We start from the raw sequence: 21,406 nt of genomic DNA on the forward strand, positions 1-21,406 counted from the left end.
TGGTCCCCGGATCTCCGTCGTGCACCCCCGTTCCGTCGGGGGTACCGCGCCGTTCCGCCGCCCCGTGCCGGCGGTACCGGCGCAGCGCCCCTTCCGTGGTCATCACTCTGCCGTCCGCGCAGGTGGGGGCCCATCCGCGCGGGTACTCATCTGCGCTTCTAGGTACGGGTACTCAGAGCCTCGCGCCGAACCTCAGCCGGGGCCTGCGGGCGGTCGCTACGATCGACGGCGTGTCGGTCATACCCCTGGTGTTCACAAGCGGCTGGGCGAGCGGGATCAACGCGTACGCGGTGGTGCTGCTGCTCGGTCTGTTCGGCGCGACCGGCGTCTCGGACGACGTGCCCGCCGCGCTCCAGCGCACCGATGTGCTGATCGTGGCCGCGGTGCTGTTCCTCTGCGAGGCGATCGCCGACAAGGTCCCCTACGTGGACTCGGTCTGGGACACGGCGCACACGGTCGTCCGGCCGGTGGCCGGGGCGGTGGTGGCCGCGCTGCTGGCCGGGGAGAGCGGTTCGCTTCCGGAGCTCGCGGCCGGCGCGATCGGCGGGTCCACGGCGCTGGTGAGCCATCTGGTGAAGGCCGGGACGCGGATGGCCGTCAACACCTCGCCCGAGCCGTTCAGCAACATCGGGATGAGCGTCGTCGAGGATCTCGGGGTCGCCGGGATCATCACCTTCGCGATCTTCAACCCGGTGGCGGCCGCCGTGATCGCGGGCGTGCTGCTGGTGCTCGGCATCGTCGTCGTGCTCTTCCTCGCCTCCCGGATCCGCCGCTTCCTGCGCCGCCGGGCCCAGCGGCGCGAGGAGAAACGCCTGGCCGGCGCGGGTGGGCCCTGGCCACCCGGCTGAGCCGCCGGGGCCGGTCGGTAAAGTCACCGGCATGGCACGCATTGCGGTGATCGGCGCCGGTACGGGCGCGATGGCGGCGGCCGCCCGGCTCGCCGTCGCGGGCGAGAAGGTGACGGTCTACGAGCGGTCCGCTAGCTACGGCGGCTCGGTCGGCCGCCATGAGCACGAGGGCTTCGTCTTCGACACCGGGCCCGGGCTCCTGCACCTGCCCGCCGTCCAGCGCGACCTCTTCGTGAAGACCGGCAAGGAGTCCCTGGAGCAGTGCGTGTCGCTGACCCAGGTCGACCCGGCGAGCCGTCACCTCTTCGCGGACGGCACGGCGGTGTCCCTGCCCAACGCCTCCCGCGCCGGGGTCGCCGCCGCCCTGGACGGGGCGCTGGGCGCGGGCGCCGGGGCGCGCTGGAGCGACTTCATGGACCGGGCCCGGGACGCCTGGGACCGCTCGCGCCGGCCGCTCCTGGAGGAGCCGCTGCGCCCGGACCACCGGGTGCTGGGGCGCGACCCGTACCCGGCGGTGCGGCAGCGGCGGCTGCTGCGTCCGGCCCGGCAGGCGGGGACGGTCGCGGAGATCGGCGCGTGGGAGCTGGCGGACCCCCGGCTGGCCGCCCTGCTCGACGGGTACGCGCTCGCCCACGGCCTGGACCCGCGGACCGCCCCCGCGAGCGCCGCGCTGCTGCCGTACATGGAGCAGACCTTCGGCAGCTGGTACGTGGAGGGCGGGATGCGGGAGCTGGCCCGCGCGGTGTACGAGCGGTGCGTGGCCCGCCGGGTGACGTTCGTCTTCGGGGCCGAGGCGGTCCGGGTCGTCGAGAAGGACGGCCGGGCGGCGGGCGTGGAGCTGGCGGACGGCGAGGTGGCCGAGGCCGACCGGGTGGTGCTCGGGGTCCGGCCGCGCCCGGGGCTGGTGCCGGGTCAGGTGTGGGGCGCGGACGATGTGGCGGTGCGCGCGGGCGCGGCGGGCCGGTTCACGGTGCTGCTGTCGCTGCGCGGGGGCCGGGAGGCGGACGCGGTGCACCGGACCGTGGTGCACGGCGCGGACGGGGCGGCGGAGCAGGAGGCCGTGTTCGGGGGCCGGGTGGCCGCCCACCCCACGGTGACGGTGCTGCGGCCGGACGATCCGGCGACCCGGCCCGACGCGGAGCACGAGGCGGTGACGCTCACCGCGACGACGGCACCGCAGGGTCCGGTGGACTGGCGGGACCCGGAGGTGCGGCGGCGGTTCGCGGACGTCCTGGTGGAGCGGGCCGCGGCGGCCGTTCCCGGGCTGCGGGAGCGGATCCTGCACACGGAGGTCCGCACGCCCGCGGAGACCGAGGCGGAGACGGGGGCCGAGGGCGGTGCGGTGCCGCCGCCCGCGCTGGCCGGGGCGGCGGGCGCGTATCTGCACCCGGGCAACCTGACCCGGCTGCCGGGCCTCTACCTCGCGGGCGGCTGGGCGCACCCGGGCGGCGGGCTCGCGCACGCCGGGATGTCCGGGACGCTGGTGGCCGGGCTCGTGGTGGAGGGCGACGGGTTCCGGGGCTCGCGGTGAGAGGCGGCCTCCGCCGGGCCTGACGCACGCGCCGCGCCGCCGCTCCCGGAGACTCCCGGGTCGGCGGCGCGGTGGGTTCAGTAGCGGTACTGCTCGTTCTGGCCGGTGTCGTAGCCGTTGCCGTAAGGGGTGGGCTGCTCGGACGGCATCGGGGGGTACGGCTCGGCGTCGCGCTGCTGCGGGACCCAGACGCCGCCGGGCGGGGTGTCCGTGGCGTACTGGTCCGTGCCGTGGCCCTGGGCGTAGGGGTCGGTGTGACTCTGCTGCCCGCCCTGGCCGCCCTGGCCGTCGTGGCCGTAGCCGTCGTAACCGCCGTAGGAGGGCGTCCCGTTGGTGGTGCCGATGTACGGGTCGGAGTAGGCGGCGTAGCTCTGCCGGCCGGTGCCGTAGTCGTACGTTCCGGCGTAGGCGTCCTGGTCCGGCTGCCGGTCGTATCCGCCGTACGGGTCGTACGCGGGGTACTGCGACGTCTCCGCGGGATCGGCGTCGGCGTGGCCGGAGTTCTGGTCGCCGGCGCCGCTCGTGTCGTGGCCGGCGGTCCCGTAGACGCCGTACTGGCCGGTGTCGTCCGGCATCGGCTGCGTCTCGTAGACGGACGGGTCGGGTGGTGCGGCCGGGGGTGTGTCGTACCCGGCGGGCTCACCGTCCGAGACCTCCAGGCCGGAGACCCGCAGAGTGGGTTCCTTCGCCTCGGCGCCCTTCGCGCCGGACCTGCGCCGGCGGCTCTCGCCCGGACTGCCGCCGATGGCCCAGCCGGTGGAGAAGCCGCGCCGGAACGACAGCGTCACGAACGTCTGGCCGGTGGCGAAGGCGAGCGTCCCGAGGACGATCACCGGCACCGAGGACAGCAGCACCCCGGCCACCACGCCGAGGAACCCGCCGAAGGCGAGGAGCCGCCAGCGCAGCCGCGCCTTGTACTGGAGCAGCACCTCACCGAGCAGCCACAGCGCCACCAGACCGAATGCGATGTAGAGGACCGTCCAGCCCACGCCCGCCCCCTCCTGCGGCCGTAGCCGCGTCGGCGGCGGGTACGACCGGTCACGACTGCTTGTGCAGTCCGAGTTTCTCGTAGATTTCGAGCGTAGCCGTCGAGTTGTTGAGCGTGATGAAGTGCAGTCCGGGCACACCCTCGGACAGCAGCTCCGCGCAGAACTCCGTTGCGAACTCGATGCCAATGGAGCGTACAGCGGCGGGATCGTCCTTGGCTGCGAGGATGCGCTCTTTCAGCGCCTCGGGGACGGTCGCGTTGCTGAGCTGGGAGAATTTTTCCAGTTGCTTGACGCTCGTGAGGGGCATGACCTCGGGGATCACCGGCGTCTCGCAACCGGCGGCGACCACGCGGTCACGCATCCGGAGGTAGTCCTCGGGGCGGAAGAACATCTGGGTGATCGCGTAGTCCGCGCCGGCGCGGCACTTGTCCACGAAATGGCCGATGTCCGTCTCCCAGTCGGTGGACCGGGGGTGCATCTCCGGGAACGCGGCGACGCCGACGCAGAAGTCGCCCGCCTCCTTGATGAGGCGCACGAGGTCGGCGGCGTACTTCACGCCCTGCGGGTGCTCGATCCACTCGCCCATCGGGTCGCCCGGCGGGTCGCCGCGGACCGCGAGAATGTTCCTGATGCCCGCGTCCGCGTACTGGCCGACCATGTTGCGCAGTTCGGCGACGGAGTGGTTGACGGCGGTGAGGTGGGCGACGGGGGTGAGCGTGGAGTCCGCCGCGATCTCCTGGGTGGCCTTGACCGTCCCGGCGCGGGTGGATCCGCCGGCTCCGTACGTCACCGAGACGAAGCTCGGGCGGACCGCCTCGACCCGGCGCAGCGCGTTCCAGAGGTTCCGCTCGCCCTTCTCCGTCTTGGGCGCCCAGAACTCGAAGGAGTACGACGTCTTGCCGGTCGCTAGCAGGTCACGCACGGTGCGCGCGTGATCCGTCCTGGTGGAGGGTGTGCCGAGGGCCATGAGGGGAGGTTAACCAGGGTGTGGACGCTCCCCCAACCGAGGTGGGGAATTTTGTCTCGTTTCGCCGGACTGTTGTCCACCCATCGGACAGAACCCCGAGACGCCTGCCGCCGGGAGGGCGTGGACTCAGAGGGCGTGGGCGCGCACGCGGCGGGCCAGCTCGGCGGTGGCGGCGGCCGGGTCGGCGGCCTCGGTGATGGCGCGGACGACGACGACCCGCCGGGCCCCCGCGTCCAGCACCTGGTCCAGATTGCCCGTGTCGATCCCGCCGATGGCGAACCAGGGGCGCGGCTGCTCCAGCGAGGCCGCGTAGCGCACGAGGCCGAGCCCGGGGGCGTGGCGGCCGGGCTTGGTGGGGGTGGGCCAGCAGGGGCCGGTGCAGAAGTAGTCCACGCCGTTCTGGGCGACGGCCGCGTCGACCTCGGCCTCGGCGTGCGTGGAGCGGCCGATCAGCCGGTCGGCGCCGATGATCGCGCGGGCGGCGGGGACCGGCAGGTCGCCCTGGCCGAGGTGGAGCACGTCGGCGCCGGCGGCATGGGCCACGTCGGCGCGGTCGTTCACCGCGAGGAGCTTGCCGTGCCGACGGCAGGCGTCGGCGAACACGGCGAGGTGCTCCAGCTCCTCGGCGGCCTCCAGCCCCTTGTCCCGGAGCTGGACGATGTCGACGCCGGAGGCGAGCACCGCGTCCAGGAAGGCGGGCAGATCGCCCCGGTCCTTGCGGGCGTCCGTGCACAGGTAGAGCCGGGCGTCGGACAACTGCTCGCGGATCGTGGACATCGGTGGCGCTCCCCCGTGGTCGTGACGGTGCACGGGCCGCGTCGAACGGCCCGTGCACCGCTTCCTGTCGGATCGGTCAGACGGCGAGCGCCTGGGCGCGGCGCTTCACCTCCGTCCCGCGATTCTCGCTCAGCGCCTGCGCGGGGGTGCCGGGCAGGGTCGGGTCGGCGGTGAAGAGCCACTCCAGCATCTCTTCGTCGGAGAAGCCGTCGTCCCTCAGGAGGGTCAGGGTGCCGGAGAGGCCCTTGACCACCTTGTCGCCGTCGATGAAGGCGGCGGGCACCTGGAGCGTCCGGTTCTCCCCACGGCGTACGGCGATGAGCTGGCCCTCCTTGACCAGCTGGCGTACGCGCGTCACCTCGATGTCGAGCATCTCGGCGATGTCGGGGAGGTGGAGCCAGGCGGGGACGAGAGCATCGGTCTTTGCGTCAATCTCGGTCACAGGGACAAGCGTGCCATCCAGGACCGACAGCCGGTAGCCGGGCCGACCGTACGGGGGCCCGCGGCGGGCGGCGGGCCCCTCCGGCTCCCTCAGAGCGCGGCGGACTTCAGCGGTACGGCGGGGTCGGCCGCCTTCTCCGGGTCGAGGGCGGCCCCCGACTCGATGAGCCGGCGCCCCTGGGCGAGGTCGCGGGGGCGGCCCACGGCCAGCACGGCGACCAGGGCGCCCTCCCGCAGCCAGCACACGGACCAGGCCGGGTCCGCGCCGCCACCGCGCCACAGCAGGGTGTCGGCGTCCGCGTGGTGGCCGGCGTACTGCACGAAGCGGCCGAACTGCTCGGACCAGAAGTACGGGACGGGGTCGTGGACGGGGAGCGGCGCACCGGTACCGGCGGCCATGACCGAGGCGGCGGCGGTGCGCGGGCCCTGGAGGGCGTTGTCCCAGTGGTGGACGAGCAGGCGGGTGGAGTAGCGGGCGGAGGGGAAGGAGGCGCAGTCCCCGACCGCGTACACGTCGGGCAGCGAGGTGCGCAGGGCGCTGTCGGCGGTGACCGAGCCGTCCGGGCCGAGCGCGATGCCGGAGCCGGCCAGCCAGCCGGTGGCGGGGCGCGCGCCGATGCCGACGACCACAGCTCCGGCGGGCAGCACCCGGCCGTCCACGAGGACGACGGAGCCCTCCTCGACGCGGTCGACCCGGGCCCCGGTGAGGAGTTCGGCGCCGCTCTGCGCGTACCAGGCGGCCATGGGGGCGGACACCTCGGCGGGCAGGGTTCCGGCGAGCGGGCGGGCGGCGGCCTCGACGACGGTGACCGCACAGCCCGCGGCGCGGGCGGCGGTGGCGAACTCCGCCCCGATCCAGCCCGCCCCGACGACCACCACGTCGTGCTGCCGCTCCAGGACGGGCCGCAGCCGGGCGGCGTCGTCGAGCGTGCGCAGCAGGTGGACGCCGGGCACGCCCTCGGAGCCGGGCAGGGTGATGGGCTCCGCGCCGGTCGCCAGGATCAGGGCGTCGTACGGGACGGGCCCCTCGGCGGTGTCCAGTACGTGGTCGGCGGCGCGCAGGGCGGTGACGTCCAGGCCGAGGCGCAGGGTGATGTCCAGCGCCTCGAAGTCGACGTCGAAGGCGGAGTGCTCCGCCTCGCCCAGCAGCACGGCCTTGGACAGCGGCGGGCGGTCGTAGGGCTGGTGGGGCTCGGCCCCGATCAGGGTCACGGGGCCGGCGAAGCCCGCCTGGCGCAGGGCGACGGCGCTCTGCACCCCGGCCATGCCCGCTCCGACGATCACGACGTTCCGGGCGGGGCTCTTCTCCGTCTGCTGCTCGCTCACCCGTCCACCTTAATCACCTGACGGTGCGTCAGAAAGGGGGCCTCCCGGAGGGGCCCGCCGGGAGGCGGCGGAACTGTCGTGCGTCAGGCGGGCAGTTCCTCCACCACGCTGGTCCCGCTGCCCTGCTGGGACTCCCACGTCCACCGCTCCTCCAGCCGCACCCGGCCGTCCGGGAGGCCGACGACGGTGGAGAGGCAGTGCCCGGAGGAAGTGGTGCCGTCCCGCTTGAGCTGGACGTAGCGGAAGTCCAGCGCGTCCCCGTCCCGGGTGCCGACGAGGTGGCCGCGGACCACGTCCCCGCCCGCGTACTCGGCCCAGATCCGGCCGTCCTGCTCGTGGTACGTGAACCGGGTGCGGGTCCCGACCTGGCCGGGGGCCTGATCGGCGACGGGCGAGAGGACGAGTCCGTCGAGCGAACGGGCCATGGCGACCGGCTCCCTGCTGGGCGGTGGGCGGCGGGGTTTAGGGTGGCCACGGTAGAACACTCGCGGGAGCCCGGACGCACCGGGCTGAGAGGGAGGCTGACCGGCCTCCGACCGTACGAACCTGATCCGGGTCATGCCGGCGAAGGGAGGGGCTGGACACCCATGCGCGTCTCGGGAAACACCCCCGGAGTTCCGGGAGGGGCCTGCGGGCCGGTCGCGTCCGACGGGCGGGCCTGCGGGCCGGCAGGGCCCGACGGGACGGCGGGGCCCGACGGGACGGCGGGGCCCGTCCCGTCGCACGTCTCCGCCGGGGCGGGGCCGACGGCCTCCGGCCGGGCGGAGGGGTCCGACGTCCTCGTCGTCGGCGGCGGCGTCATCGGCCTGGTGACCGCCTGGCGGGCCGCCCAGCGCGGGCTGTCCGTCACCGTGGCCGACCCGGAGCCGGGCGGCGGGGCCGCCCGGGTGGCGGCGGGGATGCTGGCCGCCGTCACCGAACTGCACTACGGCGAACAGCTGCTGCTCGGGCTCAACCTCGCCTCCGCCGCCCGCTATCCGGCGTTCGTCGCGGAGCTGGAGGAGGCGAGCGGCCGGGACACCGGTTTCCGGACCTGCGGCACGCTCGCCGTCGCGCTGGACGCCGACGACCGGGCGCATCTGCGCGAACTGCACGCCCTCCAGGAGCGGTCGGGCCTGGAGTCGGTCTGGCTGAACGGCCGTGAGTGCCGCCGCCTGGAACCGATGCTGGCCCCGGGCGTCCGGGGCGGCCTCCGGGTCGACGGCGACCACCAGGTGGACCCGCGCCGCCTCGCCGCCGCGCTGCTGACCGCCTGCGAGCGGGCCGGGGTCGTCTTCCTCCGGACGACCGCCGAGCGGCTCAACGTCACCGGCGACCGGGCAGCCGGGGCGCTGCTCGGCGACGGCACCGCGTTCGCCGCCGGTCAGGTCGTCCTCGCGGCGGGCAGTCTCAGCGGGCGGCTCGCGGGGCTCCCGCCGGAGCTCGTACCGCCGGTGCGCCCGGTCAAGGGCCAGGTTCTGCGGCTCACCGTGCCCCCGGCGTACGCCCCCTTCCTCAGCCGCACCGTGCGTGCGGTGGTCCGGGGCGGCCACGTCTACCTCGTACCGCGTGAGAACGGCGAGCTGGTCGTCGGCGCGACCAGCGAGGAGATGGGCTGGGACACCACGGTCACCGCGGGCGGGGTGTACGAGCTGCTGCGCGACGCCCATGAACTGGTGCCCGGGATCACCGAGTTGCCGCTGACCGAGACGCGGGCGGGGCTGCGTCCGGCCTCCCCGGACAACGCCCCGCTGCTCGGCCCCACCGCCCTGCCCGGCCTGCTGCTCGCCACCGGCCACCACCGCAACGGCGTCCTGCTGACACCCGTCACCGGGGACGCGATGGCCGACGCGCTGACCACCGGCGAGCTGCCCGAGGAGGCCCGCCCCTTCTCCCCCGGCCGTTTCCAGCCCGCCGCCGCCCCCGTACCCCAGGAGCAGCCCGTATGACCCAGCACTCCGCCGGACCGGAAGCCACCGCCGCCAAAACCGCACCCGCCGCCGGACACGGACCCGGCACCCGACCCGAGCCCGGTACCGACCTCGGAGCCGGGCCCCTGAGCGCGGCCGGAGAAGCCGTGCGCGACGCCCGCTCCGTCTCCGTCTCCGTCAACGGGGAGGCCCGCGCCCTGCCCGCCGGGACAGACCTGGGCACCCTTCTCGCCACCCTGACGCAGGCTGCCTCCGGGGTGGCCGCCGCCGTCAACGAGAGCGTCGTCCCGCGCGGCCGGTGGGCCGCCACCACGCTCGGCGAGGGCGACCGCGTCGAGATCCTGACCGCCGTGCAGGGAGGCTGACCATGTCGGACGACGTCTTCACCCTGGGGCCCGCCGCCTTCGGCTCCCGGCTGATCATGGGCACCGGCGGGGCGCCGAGCCTGGAGGTGCTGGAGCGGTCGCTGATCGCGTCGGGCACCGAGCTGACCACGGTCGCGATGCGCCGGCTGGACCCGACCGTGCGGGGGTCGGTGCTCTCGGTGCTGGAGCGGCTCTCCGTCCAGGTCCTGCCGAACACCGCGGGCTGCTTCACCGCGGGCGAGGCGGTGCTGACCGCCCGGCTGGCCCGGGAGGCGCTCGGCACGGACTGGGTGAAGCTGGAGGTGATCGCCGACGAGCGGACCCTGCTGCCCGACCCGATCGAGCTGCTGGACGCGGCGGAGGTCCTGGTCGACGACGGGTTCGTGGTGCTGCCCTACACCAACGACGATCCGGTGCTGGCCCGGAAGCTGGAGGACGTGGGGTGCGCGGCGATCATGCCGCTGGGCTCCCCCATCGGCTCCGGGCTCGGCATCCGCAACCCGCACAACTTCGAGCTGATCGTGGAGCGGGCCGGGGTGCCGGTGATCCTCGACGCGGGGGCCGGGACGGCGTCGGACGCGGCGCAGGCGATGGAGCTGGGGTGCGCCGCCGTGATGCTCGCCTCCGCCGTGACCCGGGCCCAGGAGCCGGAGCTGATGGCGGGTGCGATGCGTCACGCGGTGGAGGGCGGGCGGCTCGCGTACCGGGCGGGCCGGATTCCGCGCCGCCACTTCGCGGAGGCGTCGTCCCCGGCGGCCGGGCGGGCGGTGCTGGATCCGGAGCGGCCGGCCTTCTGAGGCGTGGCGCCTCCCGCCGCCTGCGACGTGTCCCTGTCACGGATCGGCTGCAGTACGGCCCCGGGAGCGCCCCGGCCCGTCCGGGGTGTCGGTGGCGGCTCGTAGACTCTCGGGGTGGACACGACCCTCCAGGACCCGCTCGTCGGACAGCTGCTCGACGGCCGGTACCGCATCGAGGCGCGCATCGCCGTCGGCGGGATGGCCACGGTCTACCGGGCCGTGGACACCCGCCTGGACCGGGTGCTCGCCCTCAAGGTGATGCACCCGGCGCTCGCCACCGACGTCTCCTTCGTCGAGCGCTTCATCCGGGAGGCCAAGTCGGTGGCGCGCCTCGCGCACCCCAACGTGGTCGCGGTCTTCGACCAGGGCGCCCAGGGCGCGTACGTGTACCTGGCGATGGAGTACGTGGCGGGCTGCACCCTGCGGGACGTGCTGCGCGAGCGCGGGGCCCTGCAGCCCCGGGCGGCGCTGGACATCCTGGAGCCGGTCCTCGCCGCGCTCGGGGCGGCGCACCGGGCGGGGTTCGTGCACCGCGACATGAAGCCGGAGAACGTCCTCATCGGGGACGACGGCCGGGTCAAGGTCGCCGACTTCGGCCTGGTCAGGGCGGTCGGCACGGCCACCGACACCACCGGTTCGCTGCTGGGCACCGTGTCGTACCTGGCCCCCGAGCAGATCGAGCACGGCAGCGCCGACACCCGCAGTGACGTGTACGCCTGCGGGGTCGTGCTCTACGAGATGCTGACCGGCGCCAAGCCGCACACCGGGGAGAACGCCGCCCAGGTCATCTACCGCCACCTGAACTCCGACGTGCCGCCCCCGTCCGCCGTCGTGCCGGGGCTCCCGGTCGCCCTGGACAGCCTGGTGGCGAGCGCGACCGCCCGCAATCCCGAGGTGCGCCCGCACGACGCGGTGCTGCTGCTGGCCGAGACCCGGGAGGCCCGTGCCGGGCTGACCGAGGCCGAGCTGGACGCCGTACCTCCGCAGGCCCTCTCGGACACCCATGACGGCGCGGACGACCGTACGAGCGTGATCCCCCGGGCCCTCCCGGCCGACGACGCCGGGACCGTGCACCGCACCAGCCGCCTGGAGACGCCTTTGGCGGTGTCCGCCGCCCGGCGCCGGCCGCTGCTGCGGCGCGGCCCCTTCGCCGGGCCGCACCGCACGCTGATCCTCGTGCTCACCGCCGTACTGCTGACGCTGGGCATCGGCACCGGCGTCTGGTACATCAACTCCGGGCAGTTCACCCAGGTCCCCTCGCTGCTCGGCCAGACCCAGCAGGAGGCCGAGCAGCGGATCGCCCGGGCCGGGCTCGACCTCAAGGGCGTGGAGCGGGTCTTCAGCGACAGCGTCGAGCGGGGCTCGGTCGTGCGCAGCGTCCCCGCGTCGGGGAACCGGATCCGGGGCAACGGCTCGGTGAAGCTCGTGGTCTCGCGGGGCCCGGAGATCGTGCGGGTGCCCGACGTCGTGGGCAGCTCCCTCGCGGACGCCCGGCGCTCCTTGAAGAAGGTGGGCCTGGTCCCCGGCATGGTGACCAAGGAGTTCAGCGAGGACGTGGCGCGGGGCGAGGTGGTCCGCACGGACCCCCGCGCGGGCACCGACCGCAACCCGGACACGGCCGTCGCGCTCGTCGTCAGCAAGGGCGCCCCGATCGACGTCCCGGACGTGACCGGGCTCTCCGTCGAGGACGCCACCGCCGAGCTGGAGGCCGAGGGGCTCAGGGCGGAGGTCCTGCCCGGCCGGGTCCACTCCACCGAGGTGAAGGGCGACATCGCCGAGCAGTCCCCCGGCGAGGGGACCGAGGCCGCCGAGGGCGACACCGTCGAGCTGACCGTCTCCAAGGGCCCCCGCATGCTGGACGTCCCCGACGTCACCGGCCGCGACGTCGACGAGGCGCGGAGCACCCTGGAGGAGGCGGGCTTCGAGGTCAAGGTCGACCGGCCGTTCCTCTCGTTCAGCGACACCGTCGCGAGCCAGTCCGTGGACGGCGGCGAGCAGGCGCCGGAGGGGTCCACGATCACCGTCAAGACCAAGGGGTTCTAGAACCGCATGCACGCTCTGCGCAATCCGGTGGGCGGCCACGTCCCGGTGGCCGGCGGTCTCGCCAAGGTCGGCCTGGAGTACGCCCGGGAGCTGGCGGCGGAAACCGTCCAGGTCTTCGTGGCCAACCCGCGCGGCTGGGCGACGCCCGCCGGGAACCCGGCGCAGGACGAGCTGTTCCGCGCCGGGTGCGCGGCGGCCTCGATCCCGGCGTACGTGCACGCCCCGTATTTGATCAACTTCGGCTCGCACACCGAGGCGACGGTGGAGAAGTCGGTGGACTCCCTGCGCCACTCGCTGCGGCGGGCGCGGGAGATCGGCGCGCTGGGCGTGGTGGTGCACACCGGGTCCGCGACCGGCGGCCGGCCGCGGGCGGAGGCGCTGGCACAGGTGCGCGAGCACATGCGGCCGCTGCTGGACGAGCTGACCCATGACGACGACCCGGATCTGCTGCTGGAGTCGACGGCGGGCCAGGGCTCCTCGCTCTGTTCGCGGACCTGGGACTTCGGGCCGTACTTCGAGGCGCTGGACTCCCACCCGAAGCTGGGGATCTGTCTGGACACCTGCCACATCTACGCCGCCGGCCACGACCTGACCGGCCCGTCCGGCATGCGGCAGACCCTGGACCTGCTGGTGGAGACGGTCGGCGCGGGACGGCTCAAGCTGATCCACGCCAACGACTCCAAGGACGTCGTGGGCGCCCACAAGGACCGGCACGAGAACATCGGGTCCGGTCACATCGGGGCGGAGCCGTTCGGCGAGCTGTTCGCGCATCCGGCGACCGAAGGCGTACCCCTGATCATCGAGACGCCCGGCGGCAAGGAGGGGCACGCGGCGGACGTGGCCCGGCTGAAGGATCTGCGGGCGGCCCGTTAGGGCTCGGGGCGAGGCCGCGGACGGGCCCGTCGGGACTCCGGGCGAAGCCGCGGGAGGCCCGGTTCGGGTTCTCGGCGAAGCCGCAGGGGCCCGTCAGCCGCCAAGCGCTCCCTACAGCTCGGGGCCGTCCCCGGGCTCCTCCTGGTAGGAGTAGCGCTGCTCGGACCAGGGGTCGCCGATGTTGTGGTAGCCCCGCTCCTCCCAGAAGCCGCGCCGGTCCGCCGTCATGTACTCGATGCCCCGGACCCATTTCGGGCCCTTCCACGCGTACAGGTGGGGGACGACGAGGCGGAGCGGGAAGCCGTGCTCGGCGGTGAGGAGTTCGCCGTCCTTGTGGGTGGCGAAGAGGGTGCCGTCGGCGGCGAAGTCGGCCATGCGGAGGTTCGAGGAGAAGCCGTACTCGGCCCAGACCATCACATGGGTGGCCTCGGGGGCGGGTGGCGCCAGTTCCAGGACCGTACGGGCGGGGACGCCGCCCCATTCCGCGCCGAGCATGCTGAACTTCGTCACGCAGTGCAGGTCCGCGACGACCGAGGAGAACGGGAGCGCCGAGAACTCCTGGTGGTTCCAGCAGTGTTTGTCGCCGTCGGCGGTGGCTCCGAAGACCCGGAACTCCCAGCGGTCGGGCTTGAACTTGGGAACGGGCCCGTAATGGGTGACCGGCCATCCGCGTTGCAGTCGCTGTCCCGGCGGAAGCTCCGACTGATCTGCTGCGCGATTCTCCCGGCTTTCCGGCTGACCCATGTCTCCATGGTGACAGACAGGCAGGGGTGGTCATGACCAGGCCGGACCGCCATCGGGGCAACTCGTACTAAGCGTGCACTTACTGGACGGCCGGTGGGCGCGGTGCGAGGATCTGGCCAACTCGCCAGTTCGATCACCGGTTGGAAGGAGCCTTTGCCATGCAGGGCGACCCCGAGGTCCTTGAGTTTCTCAATGAGCAGCTGACTGCCGAATTGACCGCCATCAACCAGTACTTCCTGCACGCCAAGATGCAGGAGAACTTCGGCTGGACCAAGCTCGCCAAGTACACCCGGGCCGAGTCCTTCGACGAGATGAAGCACGCCGAGATCCTGACCGACCGGATCCTCTTCCTGGACGGGCTGCCGAACTACCAGCGGCTCTTCCACGTCCGAGTGGGGCAGACGGTCACCGAGATGTTCCAGGCGGACCGCCAGGTCGAGGTGGAGGCGATCGACCGCCTCAAGCGGGGCATCGAAGTGATGCGCGCCAAGGGCGACATCACGTCGGCCAACATCTTCGAGTCGATCCTCGAGGACGAGGAGCACCACATCGACTATCTCGACACGCAGCTGGAGCTGGTGGAGAAGCTCGGTGAGCCGCTCTACATCGCGCAGCTGATCGAGCAGCCGGAGAGCTGACGGCTCAGGCGGCTTCCGGGAGGCGTACGTCCCCGATCGCGGCGACGGCGGCGGGCTCCTGCCGCTGGTCGAGGAGCTCGCGGCGAGCGCACTCGCCCCGGCCGAGCAGGGCCTGGATGCGGCGGACGCATCCTCCGCAGTCGGTTCCGGCCTTGCAGGCGGAGGCGATCTGCCGGGGGGTGCAGGCTCCGGCGTCCGCATGCTTCTTGACCTGTGCTTCCGTGACGCCGAAGCAGGAGCAGACGTACATGCGGTTCACCTCCCTGTGGATCGGTCGCGGGCGCCGCCCGTTTCCACGGTGAGGCTAACCTAACCTTACCCGCCGCTCAACCGACCGAAAAGGCCCGGGGACGACTGTGGGGCACGGATCACATGGATCCGTGCCCCACAGGTGCGTCCGCCGGGAATTCCCCGCCGACGGCGGGATTCCTACTGGTCGCGGTACATCTCGGCGACGAGGAAGGCCAGGTCGAGCGACTGGCTGCGGTTGAGCCGGGGGTCGCAGGCCGTCTCGTAGCGCTGGTGCAGGTCGTCCACGAAGATCTCGTGGCCGCCGCCCACGCACTCGGTGACGTCGTCGCCGGTCAGCTCCACGTGGATGCCGCCCGGGTGGGTGCCGAGGCCCTTGTGGACCTCGAAGAAGCCCTTGACCTCGTCCAGGACGTCGTCGAAGCGGCGCGTCTTGTGGCCGGAGGCGGCCTCGAAGGTGTTGCCGTGCATCGGGTCGGTCACCCAGGCGACGGTCGCGCCGGAGGCGGTGACCTTCTCGACCAGCTCGGGCAGCTTGTCGCGGACCTTGTCGGCGCCCATGCGGACGATGAAGGTCAGCCGGCCGGGCTCGCGCTCCGGGTCCAGGCGCTCCACGTAGCCGAGCGCCTCGTCGACGGTGGTCGTCGGACCGAGCTTGATGCCGATCGGGTTGCGGACCCGGGAGGCGAACTCGATGTGCGCGCCGTCCATCTGGCGGGTGCGCTCACCGATCCACACCATGTGGCCGGAGGTGTCGTACAGCTCGCCGGTGCGCGAGTCGGTACGGGTCAGCGCCGTCTCGTAGTCCAGCAGCAGGGCCTCGTGCGAGGCGTAGAACTCGACCGCCTTGAACTCGGCCGGGTCGGTGCCGCACGCCTTCATGAAGTTGAGCGCGTTGTCGATCTCGCGGGCCAGGGCCTCGTAGCGCTGGCCGGCCGGGGACGACTTCACGAAGTCCTGGTTCCAGGCGTGGACCTGGCGCAGGTCGGCGTAGCCGCCGGTGGTGAAGGCGCGCACCAGGTTCAGCGTGGAGGAGGACGCGTGGTACATCTGCTTCAGCCGCGCCGGGTCCGGGATCCGGGCCTCTTCGGTGAAGGCGAAGCCGTTCACCGAGTCGCCGCGGTAGGTCGGCAGCGTCACGCCGTCGCGGGTCTCGGTCGGCTTGGAGCGCGGCTTGGAGTACTGGCCCGCGATCCGGCCGACCTTGACGACGGGCACGGAGGCGGCGTAGGTGAGGACGGCGCTCATCTGGAGCAGCGTCTTCAGCTTGGCCCGGATGTGCTCGGCGGACACGGCGTCGAACGCCTCGGCGCAGTCGCCGCCCTGGAGCAGGAACGCCTCGCCCTTGGCGACGGCTCCCAGACGGGCGCGCAGCTGGTCGCACTCGCCCGCGAAGACGAGCGGCGGATACGACGCGAGGTCCGCGAGTACATCGCGCAGCGCCTCGGAGTCGGGGTACTCGGGCTGCTGCGCCGCGGGAAGGTCTCGCCAGGTGTTGCCACCGGCGACGGAGGTATTGGCGTTCACGGTCACGGTCACCACATTACGGGGTCCTGGAAGGCGTCCATCCGGGCGCTCAATGGGTGAGACGCCCGCTCCGATGCCCGGATCGTCCGCTAGGGTCGCACCATGTCGACGCAACAGATCCAGCTCTCGATCCAGAACTGGTGGTGGACCGCTCATCCGGCGGCCCGCTGATTCATCGCGCTGACACTTCGCGAAGGCCGCCCGAGGGGCGGCCTTCTCTGCGTTCGTCAGGCCGTTCCTCTCCCTGTGAACCCCGTGCGGATCCCCGGTGGATCTCCGTACGGGCCGTCCGGAAGGAACCGCACCCATGTCCCCGTACGCATCACCCTCCGCCGCCGCCCTCGTCCGCCGGCTGCTGGCCGAGGACGCCCCGCCGTTCGCCCTGCTGCGGCGGCGGACCCCCGGGCGTGACCACGATCACGTCGAACTGCTCGTCGGCGGGGTGCGGGAGGTGGACCGGCTGGCCGATCTGCCGGTGGGCGCGGCCCCGGCGCTGGCCCTGGTGCCGTTCCGGCAGATCGCCGAGCGCGGCTTCGACGTCCGCGACGACGGCACCCCGCTGAGCGTGCTGGTCGCCGACGAGGCGCACGAGCTGGAGCTCGCGGAGGTGCTGGCGGCGCTGCCCGCCCATGACGTACGGGTCGAGGACCGCGGCTTCGACGTGCCGGACGGGGAGTACGCGGAGATCGTGCGGCGGGTGATCCGGGACGAGATCGGACGCGGCGAGGGCGCGAACTTCGTGATCCGGCGGACGTTCCGGGGGGAGATCCCCGGGTTCGGGCGGGCGGACGCGCTGGCGCTGTTCCGGCGGCTGCTGGCGGGCGAGCGGGGCGCGTACTGGACGTTCGTGGTGCACACGGGCGGCAGCGGGCCCGGAGGGGCCTCCGTCCCGGGGCGGCGGGGGGAGACGGGTGGGCGGACGCTGGTGGGCGCGAGCCCGGAGGTGCATGTGCGGATGTCGGGCGGGACGGTCGTGATGAATCCGATCAGCGGGACCTACCGCTACCCGGACGGGGGCCCCACCGCGGAGAGCCTGCTGGCGTTCCTCGGGGACCGCAAGGAGAGCGAGGAGCTGTCCATGGTGGTCGACGAGGAGCTGAAGATGATGTGCACGGTGGGCGACATGGGCGGGGTGGTCGTCGGGCCCCGGCTCAAGGAGATGGCGCACCTCGCGCACACCGAGTACGAGTTGCGCGGCAAGTCCTCGCTGGACGTGCGGGAGGTGCTGCGCGAGACGATGTTCGCGGCGACCGTCACCGGCTCCCCGGTGCAGAACGCCTGCCGGGTGATCGAGCGGTACGAGTCCGGGGGCCGCGGCTACTACGCGGGGGCGCTGGCGCTGCTGGGCCGGGACGCGAACGGGGCGCAGACGCTGGACTCGCCGATCCTGATCCGTACCGCCGACATCGCCCCGGACGGCGGGCTGAGGGTGCCGGTCGGCGCCACGCTCGTACGCCACTCGGACCCGGAGAGCGAGGTGGCCGAGACGCACGCCAAGGCGGCCGGGGTGCTCGCCGCGCTCGGGGTGCGGCCGGGCCGCCCGGCGGCGGAGGCGGACCGGCCGCGGCTGGCCGACGACCCCCGGGTGCGAGCGGCGCTGGACGGCCGGCGCGGCGGGCTCGCGCCGTTCTGGCTGCGGATGCGGGAGCGCGTCCGGGACCTGTCCGGTCACGCGCTGGTGGTGGACGGCGAGGACACGTTCACCGCGATGCTGGCCCATCTGCTGCGGGCCTCCGGTCTGGAGGTCTCGGTGCGCCGCTACGACGAGCCGGGGCTGCGCGAGGCGGTCCGGGCGCACGAGGGGCCGGTGGTGCTGGGCCCCGGCCCGGGGAACCCGGGCGATCAGGGCGACCCGAAGATGCGGCTGCTGCGGGAGATCGCCGCCGAACTGGTGCGGGACCACCGGCACGGGCTGCTGGGGGTCTGCCTCGGGCATGAGCTGATCGCGGCGGAGCTGGGCCTGGAGATCGTCCGCAAGGCGGTGCCGTACCAGGGGGCGCAGACCCGGATCGAGCTGTTCGGGCGGCCGGAGACGGTGGGCTTCTACAACAGCTTCACCGCCCGGTGCGACACCTCCGCCGCGGCCGAGCTGGCCGCGCACGGCATCGAGGTGAGCCGGGACGGGGAGAGCGGCGAACTGCACGCCCTGCGGGGGCCGGGCTTCGCCTCGGTGCAGTTCCACCCGGAGTCGGTGCTGACCGTGCGGGGCGCGGCGATCGTGACGGAGCTGCTGGCGGGGCTGCCGGTGGCGGGCTGAGCGCACGGGGCCGCCCGTGGCGCGAGGGCGGCCCTCAGGCCCTCGGCACGAGGACGTTCTCGCTGTGGCGGCGGGCCAGGTGGTCGGTGACGTTCCGAACGGTCGCGTCGATGATCTGGCCCACCGCGTCCTCGGTGTAGTACGCCTGGTGGGAGGTGACGACGACGTTGGGGAAGGTCACCAGCCGGGCCAGGGTGTCGTCGTCGATGCCCTCCAGGGACTTGTCGAGGAAGAACAGCCCCGCCTCCGCCTCGTACACGTCGAGTCCGACGCCGAGGAAGCGGCCCGCGCGGAGTTCGGTGACCAGGGCGGCGGTGTCGATGAGGCCGCCGCGGCTGGAGTTCACGAGGATCGCGTCGTCCTTCATCGCCTTGAGGGCGGCCTCGTCGATGATGTGCTGGGTGGCGGGGAGCAGCGGCACGTGCAGGCTGATCAGGTCGGCCTCGGCGAACAGCCGCTCCTTCTCGACGTACTCCATCCCCAGCTCGACGCAGGCCGGGTTGTGGGCCACGTCCCAGCCGAGCAGCTTCATGCCGTAGCCGTGGGCGATCCGGGTGAACGCCTCCCCGATCTTGCCGGTGCCGACCACCCCGACGGTCCGGCCGTGCATGTCCCGGCCGAGCAGCCCGTCGAGCCGGAAGTCGAAGTCCCGGGTGCGGCTCGCGGCGCGGATGATGCGCCGGTTGACGGCCATGGCGAGGGTCCAGGCGAACTCGGCGACCGAGTACGGCGAGTAGTGGGAGACCCGGGCGACGCGCAGGGCGAGCCGCTCGGCGACCTCCAGGTCGATGTTGTTGAAGCCCGTGGAGCGCTGGGCGATCATCTGCGTGCCGCCGGCGGCGAGCGTCTGGAGGACCGGGGCGCTCAGGTCGGCGTTGACGCTCGTGGAGACGATCTCGTAGCCGGCCGCGATGGGGGCGGTGTCCCGGTTGAGGAAGACGTCCAGGCAGCGGACCTCGTGGAGGCCAGCGAAGGCCCTCTCGATCAGGGGCTTCTCGTCGGACTGGACGCCGAAGGCCAGGATTTCCACGGGCTCTCCCGATCCGGAGCTGTTCGCGGGGCGGGGCCGTGCCCAGGAGAAGGGGGCGGGGCCGCATCCGCGTCGATGTGGCGGGGCCGTACCCCCGTGAATATACGGCCCCGCTCCGCCGCCCGCCGGTCAGACGTCGTCGAGGCCGCGCTCGATGGCGTACCGCACCAGCTCCACCCGGTTGTGCAGCTGGAGCTTGCCGAGGGTGTTCTGCACGTGGTTCTGGACCGTGCGGTGGGAGATCACCAGCCGCTCGGCGATCTGCTTGTACGACAGGCCCTTGGCGACCAGCCGCAGCACCTCGGTCTCGCGCTCGGTGAGCTGCGGGGCCTTGGGCTCGTTCGACGCCGCGGGGGCGGGGTCGGAGGCGAGGCGGCGGTACTCGCCGAGAACGAGGCCCGCCAGCCCCGGGGTGAAGACGGGGTCCCCGGCGGCGGTGGAGCGGACGGCCTCGATCAGCTCCTGGGTGGAGGCCGACTTCAGCAGGTATCCGGTGGCCCCGGACTTCACCGCCTCCAGAACGTCGGCGTGCTCGCCGCTGGCGGAGAGCACCAGGACCCGCAGGGCCGGGTTGGCGCCGACCAGTTCCTTGCAGACCTGGACGCCGGGCATGCCGGGCAGGTTCAGGTCGAGGACGAGGACGTCCGGGCGCACGGCTCCGGCCCGGCGGACGGCGCCCGGCCCGTCGCCGGCGGTGGCGACCACGTCGAACCCGGCCTCGGCCAGATCGCGGGCGACCGCGTCGCGCCACATCGGGTGGTCGTCGACGACCATGACCCTGAGGGGCCGGCCGCCGGCCCCCTGCTCGTCCTGTGCTGTGCTGGGCGTACTCATCGGGCCGATCCTGCCTTCCCCCGGGAAACCTTCGGTGCTCTGGGAACCTTCAACTCGACCTCGCAGCCCTGTCCGGGCACCGAGATCAGCTCTGCCGTACCGCCGAGATCGCGCAGCCGGCCGCGGATGGACAGGGCGACCCCGAGCCGCCCCTCGCCCTCCGCCTGGGCGAGCCGTCCCTCCGGGATGCCCGGACCGTCGTCGCGGACGGTGACGATCACCTCGTCCGGCTCGTCCTCGACGAGGATCCACGCCTGGGCGTCGGCCCCTGCGTGCACCCGTACGTTGTCCAGGGCGGCGCCGACGGCGGCGGCCAGTTCGCGGGCCGAGGCGGCCGGGAGCAGGACCGGGGCGCCCGGCTCGGCGAGGCTGGTCCGGGCTCCGGCGTGCGGGGCGAGCAGGGCGCGCAGATCGCAGGCGGCCTCGTCGCCGGCCGGCTCGTCGGCCACGTCGACGGTGCGGACCACGGCCCCGTCGGCGGCGTCCTCGGAGACCCGGGTGGGCGGCACCAGTCCGCTGGAGACGAGGGTGCGCAGGGCGACCTCCTGCTCCCCGGCCAGCCGTCCCAGCTCGGCCGCCTCGCCGCCGATCGCCGCGCCCCGGCGCTGCACCATGGCGAGGACCTGGAGGACGCTGTCGTGGATGTCGCGGGCGAGCCGTTCGCGTTCGCGGGTGGCGGCCTCGATCTCCAGGGCGCGGGCGAGGGTGCGCTCACTGGCGCGGGCGACCTCGACGACGTACCCGATGGCGATGGAGGCGACCCAGACCAGCAGGACGTTGTGGAAGGTGTCCCGGCTGGGGTCGCCGCGCTGGATGATGTTGGCGGCGGCGACGAACGTGGAGGCGAAGGCCGCCCACCGCCAGCCGCCCTTGATGGCGAAGGCGAGGACCGATCCGGCCGTCCAGATCGAGGGTAGCGTCGGTCCGTCGAAGGTCTGGGAGTCGAGGTCGGCGAGCGGCGTGAGCAGGATGCCGGTCAGGGCGACGACGAGGTCGGCGCCGAGGAAGCGCTTGGTGCAGTTGGCCGCCGAGCGGACCTTGGGCAGGGTGGCGAGCGTCCAGACGACGAGGAAGCCGAGGTAGGCGGCGGCCACCCAGGGCCGTTCGAACTTCTCCCGGCCGAAGGCGGCGAGCAGCACCGCGTAGACCGCGGTCAGCACGCGGTAGCCGGTCAGCGCACGCCACAGCGGCAGCTCGACCGACATCCGTACGACCCGCTCACGCTTGGCCATGGCACACCCCCCGGACGGTGGACGACGC

Annotated in this window: 22 protein-coding genes and 1 riboswitch; of the genes, 10 read left to right on the forward strand and 12 right to left on the reverse strand. The window is 73.4% G+C overall.

From position 1 onward, the window contains the following. The first annotated feature begins 230 nt into the window (after positions 1 to 230). Positions 231 to 848, forward strand: a complete 618-nt coding sequence (locus IF19_RS0109585; protein WP_030117804.1) for a DUF4126 domain-containing protein — start codon at positions 231 to 233, stop codon at positions 846 to 848. A 31-nt stretch (positions 849 to 879) separates the two neighbouring features. Next, positions 880 to 2,379 carry a phytoene desaturase family protein gene (locus tag IF19_RS0109590; RefSeq protein ID WP_172674274.1) on the forward strand — a complete coding sequence of 500 codons (1,500 nt, stop codon included), beginning with the start codon at positions 880 to 882 and terminating at the stop codon, positions 2,377 to 2,379. Positions 2,380 to 2,456: 77 nt separating this feature from the next. Here IF19_RS0109590 and IF19_RS0109595 read toward each other — a convergent pair whose 3' ends face one another. From IF19_RS0109595 to IF19_RS0109620, 6 genes are all read right to left on the reverse strand, one after another. Then, on the reverse strand, positions 2,457 to 3,368 hold the full coding sequence (locus IF19_RS0109595) for a hypothetical protein (protein ID WP_030121799.1): 912 nt from the start codon (positions 3,366 to 3,368) through the stop codon (positions 2,457 to 2,459). A 49-nt stretch (positions 3,369 to 3,417) separates the two neighbouring features. Beyond that, positions 3,418 to 4,335 (reverse strand): methylenetetrahydrofolate reductase [NAD(P)H], encoded by a 918-nt coding sequence (metF, locus tag IF19_RS0109600; protein WP_030117808.1) that lies wholly within the window; start codon positions 4,333 to 4,335, stop codon positions 3,418 to 3,420. A 126-nt stretch (positions 4,336 to 4,461) separates the two neighbouring features. Continuing rightward, positions 4,462 to 5,112, reverse strand: a complete 651-nt coding sequence (gene thiE / locus IF19_RS0109605; RefSeq protein WP_030117809.1) for a thiamine phosphate synthase — start codon at positions 5,110 to 5,112, stop codon at positions 4,462 to 4,464. Between the two features lie 76 nt (positions 5,113 to 5,188). Next, positions 5,189 to 5,554: an Rv2175c family DNA-binding protein gene (locus IF19_RS0109610; protein WP_030117810.1), complete on the reverse strand. Its 366-nt coding sequence runs from the start codon at positions 5,552 to 5,554 to the stop codon at positions 5,189 to 5,191. A gap of 89 nt (positions 5,555 to 5,643) precedes the next feature. Continuing rightward, complete coding sequence (locus IF19_RS0109615) at positions 5,644 to 6,819, reverse strand: NAD(P)/FAD-dependent oxidoreductase (RefSeq protein WP_234313189.1); 1,176 nt, start codon at positions 6,817 to 6,819, stop codon at positions 5,644 to 5,646. A 143-nt stretch (positions 6,820 to 6,962) separates the two neighbouring features. Next, positions 6,963 to 7,304 carry an avidin-fold protein gene (locus tag IF19_RS0109620; RefSeq protein WP_030117812.1) on the reverse strand — a complete coding sequence of 114 codons (342 nt, stop codon included), beginning with the start codon at positions 7,302 to 7,304 and terminating at the stop codon, positions 6,963 to 6,965. A 52-nt stretch (positions 7,305 to 7,356) separates the two neighbouring features. Further along, positions 7,357 to 7,469, forward strand: a riboswitch (TPP riboswitch). Here IF19_RS0109620 and thiO point away from each other — a divergent pair. The 5 genes from thiO (at position 7,467) to IF19_RS0109645 (ending at position 12,867) form a co-directional block, all read left to right on the forward strand. Continuing rightward, positions 7,467 to 8,807, forward strand: coding sequence for a glycine oxidase ThiO (gene thiO / locus IF19_RS0109625; RefSeq protein ID WP_078580686.1), 1,341 nt, complete (start codon positions 7,467 to 7,469; stop codon positions 8,805 to 8,807). Its footprint overlaps the riboswitch before it by 3 nt. Positions 8,808 to 8,935: 128 nt before the next feature. Then, on the forward strand, positions 8,936 to 9,154 hold the full coding sequence (thiS, locus tag IF19_RS1000000138170; RefSeq protein WP_030117814.1) for a sulfur carrier protein ThiS: 219 nt from the start codon (positions 8,936 to 8,938) through the stop codon (positions 9,152 to 9,154). A 2-nt stretch (positions 9,155 to 9,156) separates the two neighbouring features. Then, positions 9,157 to 9,951, forward strand: a complete 795-nt coding sequence (locus IF19_RS0109635) for a thiazole synthase (protein WP_030117815.1) — start codon at positions 9,157 to 9,159, stop codon at positions 9,949 to 9,951. Between the two features lie 114 nt (positions 9,952 to 10,065). Then, a complete protein-coding gene (pknB, locus tag IF19_RS0109640; RefSeq protein ID WP_030117816.1) occupies positions 10,066 to 11,994 on the forward strand; it encodes a Stk1 family PASTA domain-containing Ser/Thr kinase in 1,929 nt (642 codons plus the stop codon). 6 nt (positions 11,995 to 12,000) lie between these two features. Beyond that, positions 12,001 to 12,867, forward strand: coding sequence for a deoxyribonuclease IV (locus IF19_RS0109645; protein ID WP_030117817.1), 867 nt, complete (start codon positions 12,001 to 12,003; stop codon positions 12,865 to 12,867). A gap of 111 nt (positions 12,868 to 12,978) precedes the next feature. On the opposite strand, the gene IF19_RS0109650 is transcribed toward IF19_RS0109645, so the two are convergent. After that, the gene (locus tag IF19_RS0109650; RefSeq protein ID WP_030117818.1) at positions 12,979 to 13,611 is read right to left on the reverse strand and encodes a sulfite oxidase-like oxidoreductase; all 633 of its coding nucleotides are present in this window, start codon (positions 13,609 to 13,611) and stop codon (positions 12,979 to 12,981) included. Positions 13,612 to 13,769: 158 nt separating this feature from the next. On the opposite strand from IF19_RS0109650, the gene bfr reads away from it, so the two are divergent. Beyond that, a complete protein-coding gene (gene bfr / locus IF19_RS0109655) occupies positions 13,770 to 14,249 on the forward strand; it encodes a bacterioferritin (protein ID WP_030117819.1) in 480 nt (159 codons plus the stop codon). A 4-nt stretch (positions 14,250 to 14,253) separates the two neighbouring features. On the opposite strand, the gene IF19_RS0109660 is transcribed toward bfr, so the two are convergent. Continuing rightward, the gene (locus IF19_RS0109660; protein WP_030191634.1) at positions 14,254 to 14,499 is read right to left on the reverse strand and encodes a (2Fe-2S)-binding protein; all 246 of its coding nucleotides are present in this window, start codon (positions 14,497 to 14,499) and stop codon (positions 14,254 to 14,256) included. 179 nt (positions 14,500 to 14,678) lie between these two features. Next, positions 14,679 to 16,025 (reverse strand): class II 3-deoxy-7-phosphoheptulonate synthase, encoded by a 1,347-nt coding sequence (locus IF19_RS0109665; protein ID WP_030117821.1) that lies wholly within the window; start codon positions 16,023 to 16,025, stop codon positions 14,679 to 14,681. A gap of 102 nt (positions 16,026 to 16,127) precedes the next feature. Here IF19_RS0109665 and IF19_RS1000000138890 point away from each other — a divergent pair, with 102 nt between their 5' ends. Then, positions 16,128 to 16,196, forward strand: a complete 69-nt coding sequence (locus IF19_RS1000000138890) for a trp operon leader peptide (RefSeq protein ID WP_106973636.1) — start codon at positions 16,128 to 16,130, stop codon at positions 16,194 to 16,196. Between the two features lie 136 nt (positions 16,197 to 16,332). Next, complete coding sequence (locus tag IF19_RS0109670) at positions 16,333 to 18,282, forward strand: anthranilate synthase family protein (RefSeq protein ID WP_030121797.1); 1,950 nt, start codon at positions 16,333 to 16,335, stop codon at positions 18,280 to 18,282. A 34-nt stretch (positions 18,283 to 18,316) separates the two neighbouring features. On the opposite strand, the gene IF19_RS0109675 is transcribed toward IF19_RS0109670, so the two are convergent. From IF19_RS0109675 to macS, 3 genes are all read right to left on the reverse strand, one after another. Next, positions 18,317 to 19,312: a 2-hydroxyacid dehydrogenase gene (locus IF19_RS0109675; RefSeq protein WP_030117824.1), complete on the reverse strand. Its 996-nt coding sequence runs from the start codon at positions 19,310 to 19,312 to the stop codon at positions 18,317 to 18,319. A 129-nt stretch (positions 19,313 to 19,441) separates the two neighbouring features. Beyond that, positions 19,442 to 20,146 carry a response regulator gene (locus IF19_RS0109680; protein WP_030117825.1) on the reverse strand — a complete coding sequence of 235 codons (705 nt, stop codon included), beginning with the start codon at positions 20,144 to 20,146 and terminating at the stop codon, positions 19,442 to 19,444. Continuing rightward, positions 20,143 to 21,378, reverse strand: a complete 1,236-nt coding sequence (gene macS, locus IF19_RS0109685) for a MacS family sensor histidine kinase (protein WP_030117826.1) — start codon at positions 21,376 to 21,378, stop codon at positions 20,143 to 20,145. The genes IF19_RS0109680 and macS overlap by 4 nt, the downstream gene beginning before the upstream one ends. Positions 21,379 to 21,406 lie beyond the last annotated feature (28 nt).

Origin of the sequence: Streptomyces californicus (assembly GCF_000717645.1) — a bacterium.
GTDB classification, from domain to species: domain Bacteria; phylum Actinomycetota; class Actinomycetes; order Streptomycetales; family Streptomycetaceae; genus Streptomyces; species Streptomyces californicus.